The 12,687-nt window shown below is 40.1% G+C and carries 12 protein-coding genes; 9 read left to right on the plus strand and 3 right to left on the minus strand.

Annotation, left to right across the window (positions count from 1 at the left end):
* Positions 1-60 precede the first annotated feature (60 nt).
* The 6 genes from FY557_RS18700 (at position 61) to FY557_RS18725 (ending at position 5,218) form a co-directional block, all read left to right on the plus strand.
* Positions 61-1,074: an RNA ligase, Rnl2 family gene (locus FY557_RS18700; protein WP_149248749.1), complete on the plus strand. Its 1,014-nt coding sequence runs from the start codon at positions 61-63 to the stop codon at positions 1,072-1,074.
* 31 nt (positions 1,075-1,105) lie between these two features.
* A complete protein-coding gene (locus FY557_RS18705; RefSeq protein WP_149248750.1) occupies positions 1,106-1,690 on the plus strand; it encodes a DUF5565 family protein in 585 nt (194 codons plus the stop codon).
* Positions 1,691-1,864: 174 nt separating this feature from the next.
* Positions 1,865-2,809: an MBL fold metallo-hydrolase gene (locus FY557_RS18710; RefSeq protein WP_149248751.1), complete on the plus strand. Its 945-nt coding sequence runs from the start codon at positions 1,865-1,867 to the stop codon at positions 2,807-2,809.
* A gap of 313 nt (positions 2,810-3,122) precedes the next feature.
* Positions 3,123-3,686: a metallophosphoesterase family protein gene (locus FY557_RS18715; RefSeq protein ID WP_149248752.1), complete on the plus strand. Its 564-nt coding sequence runs from the start codon at positions 3,123-3,125 to the stop codon at positions 3,684-3,686.
* A 185-nt stretch (positions 3,687-3,871) separates the two neighbouring features.
* Positions 3,872-4,417 (plus strand): 3'-5' exonuclease, encoded by a 546-nt coding sequence (locus FY557_RS18720; protein ID WP_185151769.1) that lies wholly within the window; start codon positions 3,872-3,874, stop codon positions 4,415-4,417.
* Between the two features lie 249 nt (positions 4,418-4,666).
* A complete protein-coding gene (locus tag FY557_RS18725; protein WP_149248754.1) occupies positions 4,667-5,218 on the plus strand; it encodes a 3'-5' exonuclease in 552 nt (183 codons plus the stop codon).
* 227 nt (positions 5,219-5,445) lie between these two features.
* Here FY557_RS18725 and FY557_RS18730 read toward each other — a convergent pair whose 3' ends face one another.
* The gene (locus FY557_RS18730; protein ID WP_149248755.1) at positions 5,446-5,892 is read right to left on the minus strand and encodes a VOC family protein; all 447 of its coding nucleotides are present in this window, start codon (positions 5,890-5,892) and stop codon (positions 5,446-5,448) included.
* Positions 5,893-6,189: 297 nt separating this feature from the next.
* Here FY557_RS18730 and FY557_RS18735 point away from each other — a divergent pair, with 297 nt between their 5' ends.
* The 3 genes from FY557_RS18735 (at position 6,190) to FY557_RS18745 (ending at position 9,239) form a co-directional block, all read left to right on the plus strand.
* On the plus strand, positions 6,190-7,707 hold the full coding sequence (locus tag FY557_RS18735) for a TROVE domain-containing protein (protein ID WP_149248756.1): 1,518 nt from the start codon (positions 6,190-6,192) through the stop codon (positions 7,705-7,707).
* Positions 7,708-8,003: 296 nt separating this feature from the next.
* Entirely contained in the window at positions 8,004-8,510 is a 507-nt protein-coding gene (locus tag FY557_RS20550; protein ID WP_317131792.1) for a DUF6584 family protein, read from the plus strand.
* Positions 8,511-8,609: 99 nt separating this feature from the next.
* A complete protein-coding gene (locus tag FY557_RS18745) occupies positions 8,610-9,239 on the plus strand; it encodes a hypothetical protein (RefSeq protein ID WP_149248758.1) in 630 nt (209 codons plus the stop codon).
* Positions 9,240-11,564: 2,325 nt separating this feature from the next.
* Here FY557_RS18745 and FY557_RS18750 read toward each other — a convergent pair.
* Positions 11,565-11,912, minus strand: coding sequence for a helix-turn-helix domain-containing protein (locus FY557_RS18750; RefSeq protein WP_228451838.1), 348 nt, complete (start codon positions 11,910-11,912; stop codon positions 11,565-11,567).
* A gap of 12 nt (positions 11,913-11,924) precedes the next feature.
* Positions 11,925-12,341, minus strand: coding sequence for a transposase (locus FY557_RS18755; RefSeq protein WP_149248759.1), 417 nt, complete (start codon positions 12,339-12,341; stop codon positions 11,925-11,927).
* Between the last annotated feature and the right edge of the window lie 346 nt (positions 12,342-12,687).

The raw sequence follows: 12,687 nt of genomic DNA on the forward strand, positions 1-12,687 counted from the left end.
GATAAAACAATGATTTCATTCTGATGAGTTAAAGTTTATGGTTAAATAAAAAACTAAAAAATGATTTTTAAAACATACAACTCGATAGAAAATGCTTACCAGGCCCGCGTGATCGAACAGATCAGGATTCAGGGCTTCGGGGATGAGGTGTTCATCGTGCAGGAAAAGGTTCACGGAGCCAATTTCTCCTTTTATACCGACGGAAGGGAAATTAAAATCGCCAAAAGGACAGCCTTCATCGAAAAGGAAGATAAATTCTTCAATGCCCATCAGGTGTTGGAGGCATATAAAGAAAAGGTAATAAAGGTATTCGGAAAAGTAAAAACCCTGTATCCGGAGGTTGAAACGGTGGTCATCTACGGTGAATTGTTCGGAGGCGGTTATAAACACAAGGCGGTGGAACCCGTAAAAGATGCAGTAAAAGTGCAGAAAGGCATTGAATATGCTCCTCATAATGAGTTTTATGCATTCGATATCAAGCTGAACGGTACGACTTATCTGGATACGGAATTTATCAACCGGATTTTTGAGGAGACCGGATTGTTCTACGCCAAAACCCTGTTTCAGGGAACGCTGGAAGAGGCTTTGGATTATCCTAATATATTTAATTCAAGGATTCCGGTATGGCTGGGATTTCCGGAAGTAGAGGATAATAAGTGCGAAGGAACTATTATAAAGACCCTGGAAACCCGGTATTTCGGAAACGGCTCGAGGGTCATTCTTAAGAACAAAAATGAAAAATGGATCGAAAAATCCAAAGTGGTGAGAAAGCAGGAGAAAAAAGTGCAGAAGCAGATCCTGTTCGGTGAAGAAGCCCAAAAAATCTGGGAAGAGCTTGAGCAGTATGCGACGATTAACAGGCTGAACAATGTCATCAGCAAAATCGGCGAATTCAAGCCTGAAATGACTGGAAAACTAATCGGCCTTTTTGCACAGGATATCCTGGAGGATTTCGGAAAAGATTTCCCGGAAGCTTTTGGCAGCATTGAAAAAGAAGAACAGAAAAGGATCAACAAAAAGCTGAATGCCGTGGTTATTGATATGGTAAAAGCAGCGCTGGCCGTTTCTGAATAATTATTTAAAAAACGAATAAAAAATGAAAAAGATGAGTACCTTATTTAAAAAAGATAAACATAATTTAGGAAGAGTAGTCAACGAAATCAATCCTGAAAACCATTGGGTTTTTGAGGGGAAAGCGGTTGCTACACAGAAGTTCGACGGTTCCGCATGCGCGGTGATCAACGGTAAGCTGTTCAAAAGATACGATGCCAAAAAAGGCAGGACGGCTCTGGAAGGGGCAATCCCTTGCCAGAAAGCAGATCCGGTAACCGGGCATCACCCGCATTGGGTGGCCTGCGATCCTGCCGGAAAAGAAGATGCATACTTCTGGGAAGGTTTTCATGCTTTGGCCGGATCGGGCAGGGTAGAAGACGGCACCTACGAGCTCATCGGTGAAAAGGTGCAGGGAAATCCCGAAAACATCAAAGGCCATTTGTTGGTCAAGCACGGAAGTGAGATCCTTAATCTGGCAAGCCTGGATTTTGAATGGATCAAAAGCTTTTTGAGCAATCCTGACAATAACATGGAGGGCATCGTTTTTCATCACACTGCTGATGAAAGAATGTGTAAAATCAGGAAGTCCGACTTCGGGATCCGCAGAAAAACGGCAAAAGAATCCGTTTTGAAATAAACTGAGTTTCGGTAAATATTTTTTACCGGAACTTTTATATGTTAAATTGAACCATCAATAGAAGATTGATTATCTAAACTTTCTGTTTGGAATTCAGGCAAAGTTAAAAGGAAAAATAAACGTTTGGATTTCCAATGGAATGATAAGTTGTATGGTTCATAAAAAATTAAAAATATGTTACAGGCAGAAATAAAAAGTCTTTTTAAAGAAGACATCAGTATATTAATAAAAGTTCCGAATTCGGCGAAGCATTATCTGTGTGATTGCGGTGAAGCGAGTTTGCTGACGGTAAAAGAAGTGCAGTCGGTATCGGCGGTATTCATCAGCCATACCCATATCGACCATTTTTCAAACTTTGATGGTGTTTTCAGGCACCAGATCGGAAGCGGGGAGAAAGTAGTGATCTGCGGACCGGAAAATATTCATCAACAGATTGAATCCAGATTGAAATCCTACACCTGGAACCTGATTGATGAAAACGCCATTGAATATGAAATCAGGGAAATTGTTTCAGAAGAAGAAATTAAGGTGTATAAAATCCGTCCGCCACACTGGAATCCCGAATCTGTAAAAACACAGGATTTCCTTTTTGAAGATGAATATGTGAATGTAGATTTCGCCATTCTGGACCATAAGACCCATTCCATTGCTTATCTTTTTAAAGAGAAAGATTCAGTGAGTTTTAATGAAAACGGTTCCGAATTCAAGAAAGGAAAATGGATCAGCGAACTGAAAGCCGCTTTTGAAAAAAATGAGGGCGGTAAGCAAATCGAAATCGAAGGAACGGTTTACCAGGCTTCGGACTTATTCTATCTGTTGACGCGGAATGAAGGCTATAAGCTCGGTGTAATCATGGACCATGCCGCTGAGGAAGACAATTATGAAAAAATAAAAACGGTTTTCCAGGGTGCGGATCTGGTGTACATTGAAACTTTTTATAAAGATGAAGACCGGGAATTTGCCAAATTGAACCATCACAGCTTCGCTTCGGCCTCCGGAAAAATCATGAAGGCATGTAAAGTCAAGGAAGCCGTACCGGTCCATTTTTCAAGACGGTATACGGAAAACGATAGGCTGGACATTGAAACGGCTTTTTATAAGGCATTCAGGACAGTTTAGAAAAGCGGGAAATATTTCCCACAGATGACATGGATTTTCACAGATTATTGCAGTTAATAGTAACAAATCAGTCACAGAAAAGTATTTAATAGATTGAAAATATTTCAGAGACATAAGATAAAAAATCAAAGGTTTTTTAAGCTTTTCTGAACTGATTTAGTATTTTGTGTTTAGTTGTATTTTACAGCATCCGGGTCTTTTTTGCCTTTGTAGTTAAAATTCCGCTTCCAATTACTCTTGAATAGTATATAATTAAAACCTGGCTCACTTTTCTTTAAGTCAGAGTGAGATCAGCAATAACAAATTAAAAAAAATGAAACCCAATATATTTTTTACGGCAGACCACCATTTCGGTCACGAAAATATCATTAAATTCTCCGAGAGGCCATTTGCGTCTCCGGAAGAGATGAATGAAGAACTCATCAAAAGATGGAATGAAAGGATAAGTCCCGGAGACATGGTCTATCATCTGGGAGACATCAGCTTAGGCAAGCCTGATTTTACCAAAGCAGTCCTGGACCGCCTGAATGGAAATATCCACCTCATCAAAGGCAATCACGAAGGGGCGGCACTTAATTATCCGAAACGGTTTGCTTCGATCCGGGATTACCATGAACTGAGGATTGACGAACCTGAAAATGACAACGGAAAACAGAAAATCATCCTTTTCCATTATGCCATGAGAACGTGGAACGGCTCCCACCGCGGCGTATGGCAGCTTTACGGCCATTCGCACGGAACTTTGCCGGATGACGAGTCGGCGTTAAGTTTTGATGTGGGCGTCGATTGCCATAACTTCTATCCCGTTTCTTACGAAGAAGTAAAAGAAATGATGAAAAAGAAAAAGTGGACCCCGCCGTTTGCTCCGAGAAATTAAAAAGCGGAATGCTGGGCGATGGATGCCGGATGTTCCGGAGTACTATAAAAACTTTTACCATTCTTCACTTATCACCCAGCTATTATATCAACAATAATACAAGGCTGCATAAATGGAAACAGGAATTGGAAAAAATAAAAAAACTTCCATCACCCCGCATCCATCATCCAGCCAACCATACAACAATGAAAACAACCAACGAAATCATCGTTATCGATCTGGAAGCTACCTGCTGGGAATATGACAAAATCCCGCCCGGCCAGAAAACCGATATCATCGAAATAGGAATCTGTACCTTGGATACCGATACAAAGGTTATCTCCAATAAGCAGAGCATATATGTAATTCCCGAAAGATCAAAAATCAACAAATTCTGTACGGAGCTTACCGGGATTACGCCAAAGCTGATCGAAGAAAAAGGAATCTATTTCGAGGAAGCCTGTGAGAAAATCAGGGCTGAATATCATCCCAAATCGCTTACCTGGGCCGGGTTCGGAACTTTTGACAAGGAACAGATCGTTGCACAGTGCGATTATCTGGGTATAGAAAATCCTTTTTCCGGAAATTACATCAACATCATGCACCGATTCAAAGCCTACAACGGCCTTTATAAAATGATGGGCCTGAAAAGAGCCCTGAAGGCCTTGGATATGGAATTTGAAGGTCATCACCACAGTGGGGCCGACGATGCCTATAATGCTGCGCGGATTTTACAGGAAATGATAAAATAGGGATGCTGGAAGATGGATGCTAAAGTTTTTGCGGTGTGCAAATTCATTCCGCCTTTATTATCAGATTCATTGATAAGATATTTATATGTTTGATAATCAAGGTTTAATAATGTAATAACTTATGAATTCCATCTTCCAGTCAAACCAATTAATCCGGTAGGAACAAGATAAAGAAAAGGGGAAGTTTCAAAGCATATACAAACACCCGCTTCCATCTATCTTCCAGCGAAAACAATTAAATTTTAAACAATGAAAACAACAGACAACATACTTATTATAGACCTTGAAGCGACGTGCTGGAACGACCGGCCGCCGAGAGGTCAGGAAAGTGAAATCATAGAAATCGGCGTCTGCCTCATGAACGCCGGAACCGGTAAGGTTTCACAGAGTGAAGGCCTCCTGGTGAAGCCGCAATACTCAAAGGTGAGCCCGTTCTGTACGGAACTTACGTCCATTACCCAACAGATGCTTGATGATGAAGGCATTCTGCTGGAAGATGCCCTTGATATCCTGAGAGCGGAATACGATTCCGAGAACCTCACCTGGGCCAGCTATGGAAATTATGACCTGAACATGCTCCAAAACCAGGCACGCCGGTTCAATGTGGATTATCCGCTGAGCGATGACCACATCAATGTAAAAACCCTGTTCGGAGATCTGCATCCTACCGTACGTAAAAGTGTCGGCATGGCCCGCGCATTGGGCGAACTAAATTTCGAGCTTGAAGGTACACATCACCGAGGTGTGGATGATGCCAAAAATATTGCGAAAATCCTGCATTGGTGCCTGAAACAATATTAATAATGTATCAATGTATCAATGTAACAATGTGACATGTAACAGTGTCACAATATGATAAATAGAAAATGGAACTCTCTTTTTAAGGGAGTTTTTATTATTTTTAATAAGGACAAAGCTGATCATAACCAAGTCTTTGAATAACAGGGAGCAGGATCAGCTCTGAAAGGGCAGCTTACATCAGCATCGGGCACAGCCTGATGTCATCAACAATCCGATCATTCGGGGCTTTAGTTTCTTTCCAGCCACTCCTCATAAGAAACTACCCCCAGCTCCGGCCGGCCTTCACCTTCCAGGATGGAAATGAATTCCAGCTGATTGCCGTCCGGATCATTAAAATAAATCGCCAGGGCCGGCATCCAGGCGAAAACCATCGGTTTTTCGCTTCCGTCTTTAAGGAAATTGTAAGGTTTCAGATTTTTACTTTTAAGGAATTCAGAGGAGAAATTCAGGATATCTTCCTTTTCTGCAGTAAAGGCAAAATGCCTCGTCTGAAGGTTTTCTTTTTGCTCCCACAAACCCAGCATCGATGTTTTGTTCCTGCCGATCCATAAAAATACGATCGGACGGGTTTCATCCCGGTGCGCAAATTCCAATCCTAAGACTTCCGTATAAAATCTTACTGCTTTTTCCAGGTTGCTCACCTGAAGATGGGTTTCATACAATCCTTTAATCATAGCTCTAATTTGAATGAAACAAAACTATAAAATACCTTTTCAAAAATTTTAAATCCTCAATCCCTTTATATAAAATGAATGATAGACAAATTGTATTCTCAGGTTGCACGGTTGTCTCCAATTATTTGTGTGATTCGTGAAAAAGTTAGTGTGATTTGTATTTAAACAAAAAAATAAAAACTTTCTCAAAAAAAAAATACTGCGCAAAAAGATTGCGCAAAAGGATCCTTACTTTGCATCAGAAATCAGAGAGGAATGATAATCCTCCGGAAAATGTTTAACTGAAAAACAGTAACCATGAAATTTAATTTTTTAAGAAAGGAGAATAAAGCCGTGATGAATTACGAAGGTGCCGAAGCATATACGATGACTCCTGCGGAAGAACTATACAGTGCTGTGGTGACAACAGGATTATCAAACGCAACGTATGAAAAGGGAAGTGAAAGATTAACACGAATCCAGTCTCTGATTCAGAAAAACGATCCTGAATTCGTAGCCAAACTGGCCGTGTATGCAAGAAAAGAAATGTATCTGCGTTCCATCCCGTTGGTATTGACGACGGAATTGGCAAAACAGGCTTCCGGTACTGACCTGGTAAGCAGAACCGTTGACGGTGTGATCCAGAGAGCTGATGAAATCACGGAATTGCTGGCCTACTACCAGATGGCCAATGAAAGAACCGATCTGAAAAAGCTTAACCGGCTGTCAAAACAGATCCAGAAAGGCCTCGTTAAATCCTTCAACAGGTTCGACGAATACCAGTTTGCTAAATATAACCGGAAAGCGGAGGTCACCTTGAAAGACGCATTGTTCCTCGTTCATCCGAAAGCAAAGGATGACAACCAGCAGGCGATCTTCAATAAAATTGTAAACGATTCGCTGGAAACGCCTTATACCTGGGAAGTGGAGCTTTCCGTATTGGGGCAGACCCGGTTTGCTGATGATGCCGAAAGAAAAGCCGCTTTCAAAACCAAATGGGAAGAACTGATCTTCAGCAACAAGCTGGGATATATGGCCACATTGCGGAACCTGAGGAATATTCTGGAAGCCGGGGTATCTTCTCAGGCGATGGAAAAAGTGTGCCGGTACCTGTCGGATGAAAAAGCCGTGAGGAATTCAAAGCAGCTGCCGTTCAGGTTTCTGGCGGCATACCGTGAACTGAAGACCATCGGTTCCCCTTATCTGCCGTCTGTTCTGGAAGCATTGGAAAATGCGGTGGCGGTAAGTGCCGGGAACATCAAAGGGTTCGGGTTCAATACTTCCGTAGTGATTGCAGCTGATGTATCGGGATCGATGCAACAGCCGGTTTCCCCGAAATCCAAAATATTGCTGTATGACATCGGCCTGCTGATGTCGATGATGCTGCAGTCGCAGTGCAGCAATGTTATCTCGGGAATGTTCGGCGATACCTGGAAAAGGGTTGCCATGCCTAAAAACGGAGTCCTGAGAAACGTAGATGAATTCTACAAGAGGGAAGGTGAAGTAGGTTATTCCACCAACGGTTACCTGGTGATCGAAGACCTGTTGAACAGAAGAGAAAAAACAGATAAAGTTATGCTGTTTACCGATACCCAGCTGTGGAACAGCAACGAAACCCGGAATTCTTTCGAAGATTCATGGAGCCGGTATAAAAGATTCAATCCGGCGGCCAAACTGTATCTTTTTGACCTGGCAGGTTACGGGAATCAGCCGCTGGATGTCAGGAAAAATAACGTATACCTGATCGCCGGCTGGTCCGACAAAATCTTTGATGTCCTGAATGCCCTCGAAGACCGGAAATCGGCCGTGGAAATGATTAAAAAAGTGGTGCTGTAAAAGGCACTGCTTTTAAATGAGTTATAAGTTATAAATGATTTGAAGAATCGATTTGATCAGGAGCTTGATCCCGCTTTCCACTGTATCTTTTTCGCCGGCGCTTTTCTTCAAAGCCCTAAGAGAAAAAGGATGCCGTTGCAATCGGGGCTAAGGAAGACACAAAAGTAGAAACAGAGAACAAAACTCAAATTCACGCAAGTTTAGAATTCTTGGTTCTTTTGCTTCAGGGCAAAATAAACAGATAATCGCTGCGTCGTTCTTATTAAAATACAACTACGGGAACTCATTTTTATAAAATCGAACAGGATCTTAAAACAGGAAAAAAGAAAAAAGCCTGCGAAAGGCTGCGGAACCTGATCAATGAATATCCTGATGATCTCTCATTAAGGGAGAAGCTGGCCCGGATCTATTATGATTCCGGATTTAAGGATGAAGCCGGAAAATTCTGGATTTTATCGGAACCTCAGAATTTTGAAATGAAAGAAGCTGTTGAAATCTACAGAAGCTCGTTAAGCAATTCCGGAAATGCTATGCTTAAAGATATTGTATTCCGGGGAGATAAAAACAAGCTTCCGGGTTATACTTTGAACATTATTCAAGAGCTTGAAGCTGATAGTTTGAAAAAAACCAGACACATTCCCGATTTCAAAAGAAAAACACGGGCAAAAGGAAGCTATACCGAAGATAAAAGCAGTTTTATCAGCACAATAGGATTTTACCTGCTGATTGGAGCAGTTATATTAATTCCGGTGCTGGGATGTATAAAATTTTTTGAATTAATAAGTTCGTTATTTTCAAATTAAATAAGCATCAATACAATAACAAATTAATTATAGGTTATAAATAATGAATAATGTTTGAAATATCATTGCACACATAGATGAAAATAAAACATTTTAATCATGATAAGGCTTATTAATACAATAGAAATTAATCCTTTAAAATATGCCAGAGAAAACCCTGAATTGCCTGAGATTTCCGATTATCCTGATCCTGAAGAATGGTTTAGAAAGTGGGAAGAAGCGGCTTCTGCACTAAACCGTAATTTTAAAGTCATCGGTGAAAATTCCAATTTAGTTGATATAGACTCAATTGATGATGAAAATCTGCAAATGATTTTAGAGAAAGTTGATAATTGGAGTTCTGCCTTTGATGGAGGAATTATTATGATGGAAAATGATAAAATACGCATTGAACCGAAATGTTGCGGAGATCTTGGAAACATAACGGAATGGCATAAAATATTTGATGATAAAACTTCTGATTGGACAGAAATGTGGATCGGGCATCCCTGGATTTTTTACAGGAAGCAAAAAGCAAAAGTTCAGTTTTCAGAATATTCATATGTAAACTTAAAAGAAATCAAAGGTATTGAACCAATTTTCGAAGTCGATGAAGCCGAATTAAAAAATGAGTTTCAAAAAGTAAAACAATACCAAATACATTTTAAAAATAGAATTGCCACCATTTTGAAAAGAATGAGTATGGATAAAGCAGATGAGATTTCAGCATTACTGACTGGCATCAAATGAAATAAATGGCCTAGGAAATGCAGGCGTTAAGAAAATAGGCTGTACAAACGTTAAGAAAATTCTACTGTCCGAAGCGCGACACAAAAGTAAAAACGGAGAACAGACACCTAATTCGCGCAAATTTAGAATTTTTAGAGCGTACAGTCGATTTTTAGCCAGAGTTTCCAAGCCTTGAATTTTTGGTTCTTTTGCTTCAAGGCAAAACGAACAAATAAATTTAGCTGAGATCAAAATAATTTCAACTGCGTAAAAACAATGCGCACCAACGTAATAATTTTGCTTCAACAAAAAACAACAACCATGAAAACTTAAAAAAGCAAGTGTCGTAAGCAGAATTTCTTCGTTTTGGGGATGGCAATGCAGGTTCGAATCCTGCTCCCGGAAGTTCCGGGATAGTGTAAGGGATCACTCCATCGGTAAGTCTCTGTTTGCTTTTTTGCCTTGCTTAAAAAATAACCGGTGCCGTAAGAAAAGAATTCCTTCGATTTCCACTTGAACCAGAGTCTTTTCGCTGCATCGCCCGGTTTAAACAACCAATGTCGTTACTGTAAGAGATCCATCGTCATACTTACCATTTGAATAGATAACCAAACTCTTATAAACTGTTACTTGGTTTTTAAAATAAATTTTAACTGCGTAAAAAGAATGCGTATTGGAATAATAATTTTGCCTGACTAAAACAATAACCATAAAAACTTAAAAAACAACCGATGCCGTCAGAAAGGGTTCCTTCGACTTTCATTGAATCAAAACGCTTTCTGAAATTGTCCGGCTCAAATTACTTACAGGTGCCGTAGATAAAAGCTACTTCAATTTTTACGAAGGTTCAAATCCTTTCGCCGGAAGGTGTGGCTGAGTGGCTAGGCTGATTTAAAGACCGCTTTTATCATTATTTGCCTTGTGATTTTTTAGAATAGTATAAAAATAAAAATCAAGTGTCGTTTCAGAATCATACTTCGATAGTTAACCATTGGGTCGCAGGTTCGATTCCTGCCATCCCTGTTGTAAACGGGATGTAGCTCAGCCGGTAGAGCAAATGACAGAAGATTCTAACAGGGTTACCTTGATTTAAAAACAAAAGAGTGCCGTAGAAAAGGCTTACTTCGAATATAGACCTCAAAATCTATGAACAGGTGCAATTTCCCGAATAAAAGTAGGGACCAGGTGCATGTCTGCTTTTTCGCCTTTTGCCTCTTTATTACAATATAAATCATATCGGGTGTCGTAGTACGGAAATACTTCGTTCCAGGCTTGAGATGCAGGTTCGGATCCTGCCTGTAAAACAGTCGTCTAAATGACAGGACGCAAGCCGTAAGTGTCTGTACGAGGGATTACCCCGATATAAACAAAAGAGTGCCGTCAGAGAAAACTTACTTCGGTTAATCTTATGATGTTGGTTCGACTCCAGAATAGACCTGAAAAAGGTTTATATAAAGGGTTTTCTCGCCTTTTGCCTCTTTATTACAATATAAATCATATCGGGTGTCGTAGTACGGAAATACTTCGTTCCAGGCTTGAGATGCAGGTTCGGATCCTGCCTGTAAAACAGTCGTCTAAATAACAGGACGCAAGCCGTAAGTGTCTGTACGAGGGATTACCCCGATATAAACAAAAGAGTGCCGTTAGAGAAAACTTACTTCGGTTAATCTTATGATGTTGATTCGACTCCAGAATAAGCCTGAAAAAGGTTTGTATAAAGGGTTTTCTCGTCTTTTGCCTCTTTTTTTAATTGAAAAAATACAGATAAGTGTCGTAGAAAAAGGGTACTTCGTAATATAACGGTCCTAAGGTAGCGCAGTTCGGGCGACCGGATTGGGTGAAGTTGGGTTGAAAACCAACCGGGCAAAAGTTTTCGTAAGAAAGCGCAAGTCTCCCGCAGATGTAGAATTGCCGGCTCACTGCCCGTGAAGGGTAAGAGCGGCGCTCTGAAAAGAGCATCCCTTTTCCGCTTTCACCTTATCTGTATACCATAAACAAGTGCCGTAGAATAGCGTTACTTCGCTCATCACGACGGGGTCGCGGGTTCAAGTCCCGCCTTTTCCACCATGTAAAACACAAAATCCAGATCGGAAAAGTAGCTCAGTTGGTTAGAGCACGTATTTGCGCTTTTCGGCAATCGCCTTGTCGTTTTTAAAGTAAAGTGCCGTAGGAAAAAGATCCTTCGTTACCATTGAAAGGGGAGGAATAGCGCAGCAGATTATTCCTGCAAGGCTATCCGGTTCGACTCCGGCAAAACAGTGCCCCGCTTTTTCTTTTCCCGCCCATTGCCTTTATACAAAAAATCCGGTGAACAATTTTCACCGGATTATTTATTACGTTTATAAGTTATTTTTTTGAAGTTATCTTCTGATACTCTTCTTCAAAAGTTTTCTTCCATTTGGCAATGGTCGTTCTGCTGATCTTATATTTTTTCGACATATAATTTGTAGAAAGACCGTGTTTTTCCTGATACTGCAGAAGCTTAAGCATCGTTTTCTTATCATACGTCTTCAGTTTCTGGTTGTTTCTCAGGCTCTCTTTAGACGATTCAAAAACCAGATCATTAAACTTCAGAATATCTTCCGTTGTTTTCAGGTTCTTTATAAGGCGCTGTACTTTAGGGTCCTCTAGTTTTTCCGGATCCCTTTCTTTCAGCATATCACGATAAATTTTTGTGTAATTGGGTCGCATCATTTTTTCCAGGGTTTAGATTTTTTGAAGCCAACGGTGCAACGTACTTTTAGGAATCGAATATTCCTCGATGATTTCACTGTATGTCATTTCGCCGGACTGTATTTTCCCGATAATGAAATCCTTAATCTCCTGAGTATAAATATTTTTCCTGAAATAAGGAATTTTATCGGATTTCGGATTTTTAGTCTTATCTACCGCGGAAGGAGGCGAATACAGGATGAGGTGGGAACTGTAGATTCTGAAAAAATCATATTCCAACAATTTTGAGCATCTCAGCAGAAGATCTGTATCCAGAGATTTGCTCTCATACATTTTTTCAACGGCGTCTTCATCTTTTTTAAGGAAGCTGCATACTCTTTCTGAGCTCATTTCCAGTTCATTAACTCTCTCTTTAATAAACTTTCCGATATGTATTTCTTTGTACAACATTATTATTAATAAATCTAGGTGTTATTAAATCAATTTCAATTTTAACCACAGGGGCATGTTATTTTCATTTCTTTAGCCGGCATTAAAAAAGTTGGATGGAAATTATGAAGTGTACATAAATACGACAAAATCAGAGGTCAGGCTGCCTGAGTGCAAACCGGGTACAATCTGTCTTTTAAATCATAAAGAAATTTGCATGTTACTCAATATTTGGCAATAATCCGAGCTTTCATTCCTATCCATCATTGACTTGCCCCAAAACATACGATTCCAACTTTTTTAAAGTATGGACAATAATATATGTTTCCTTAAATTTTTTCCGTGCACTATGTTTCTTTACAAGTCA

The sequence above is a fragment of the Chryseobacterium sp. SN22 genome (assembly GCF_008329705.1).
Classification (GTDB): Bacteria; Bacteroidota; Bacteroidia; order Flavobacteriales; family Weeksellaceae; genus Chryseobacterium.

Excerpts from the sequence above, each read along its gene's own strand:
- FY557_RS18700 (WP_149248749.1), top strand. The coding sequence starts at position 61 with ATGATTTTTAAAACATACAACTCGATAGAAAATGCTTACCAGGCCCGC.
- FY557_RS18705 (WP_149248750.1), top strand. The coding sequence starts at position 1,106 with ATGAGTACCTTATTTAAAAAAGATAAACATAATTTAGGAAGAGTAGTC.
- FY557_RS18710 (WP_149248751.1), top strand. The coding sequence starts at position 1,865 with ATGTTACAGGCAGAAATAAAAAGTCTTTTTAAAGAAGACATCAGTATA.
- FY557_RS18715 (WP_149248752.1), top strand. The coding sequence starts at position 3,123 with ATGAAACCCAATATATTTTTTACGGCAGACCACCATTTCGGTCACGAA.
- FY557_RS18720 (WP_185151769.1), top strand. The coding sequence starts at position 3,872 with ATGAAAACAACCAACGAAATCATCGTTATCGATCTGGAAGCTACCTGC.
- FY557_RS18725 (WP_149248754.1), top strand. The coding sequence starts at position 4,667 with ATGAAAACAACAGACAACATACTTATTATAGACCTTGAAGCGACGTGC.
- FY557_RS18730 (WP_149248755.1), bottom strand. The coding sequence starts at position 5,892 with ATGATTAAAGGATTGTATGAAACCCATCTTCAGGTGAGCAACCTGGAA.
- FY557_RS18735 (WP_149248756.1), top strand. The coding sequence starts at position 6,190 with ATGAAATTTAATTTTTTAAGAAAGGAGAATAAAGCCGTGATGAATTAC.
- FY557_RS18745 (WP_149248758.1), top strand. The coding sequence starts at position 8,610 with ATGATAAGGCTTATTAATACAATAGAAATTAATCCTTTAAAATATGCC.
- FY557_RS18750 (WP_228451838.1), bottom strand. The coding sequence starts at position 11,912 with ATGATGCGACCCAATTACACAAAAATTTATCGTGATATGCTGAAAGAA.
- FY557_RS18755 (WP_149248759.1), bottom strand. The coding sequence starts at position 12,341 with ATGTTGTACAAAGAAATACATATCGGAAAGTTTATTAAAGAGAGAGTT.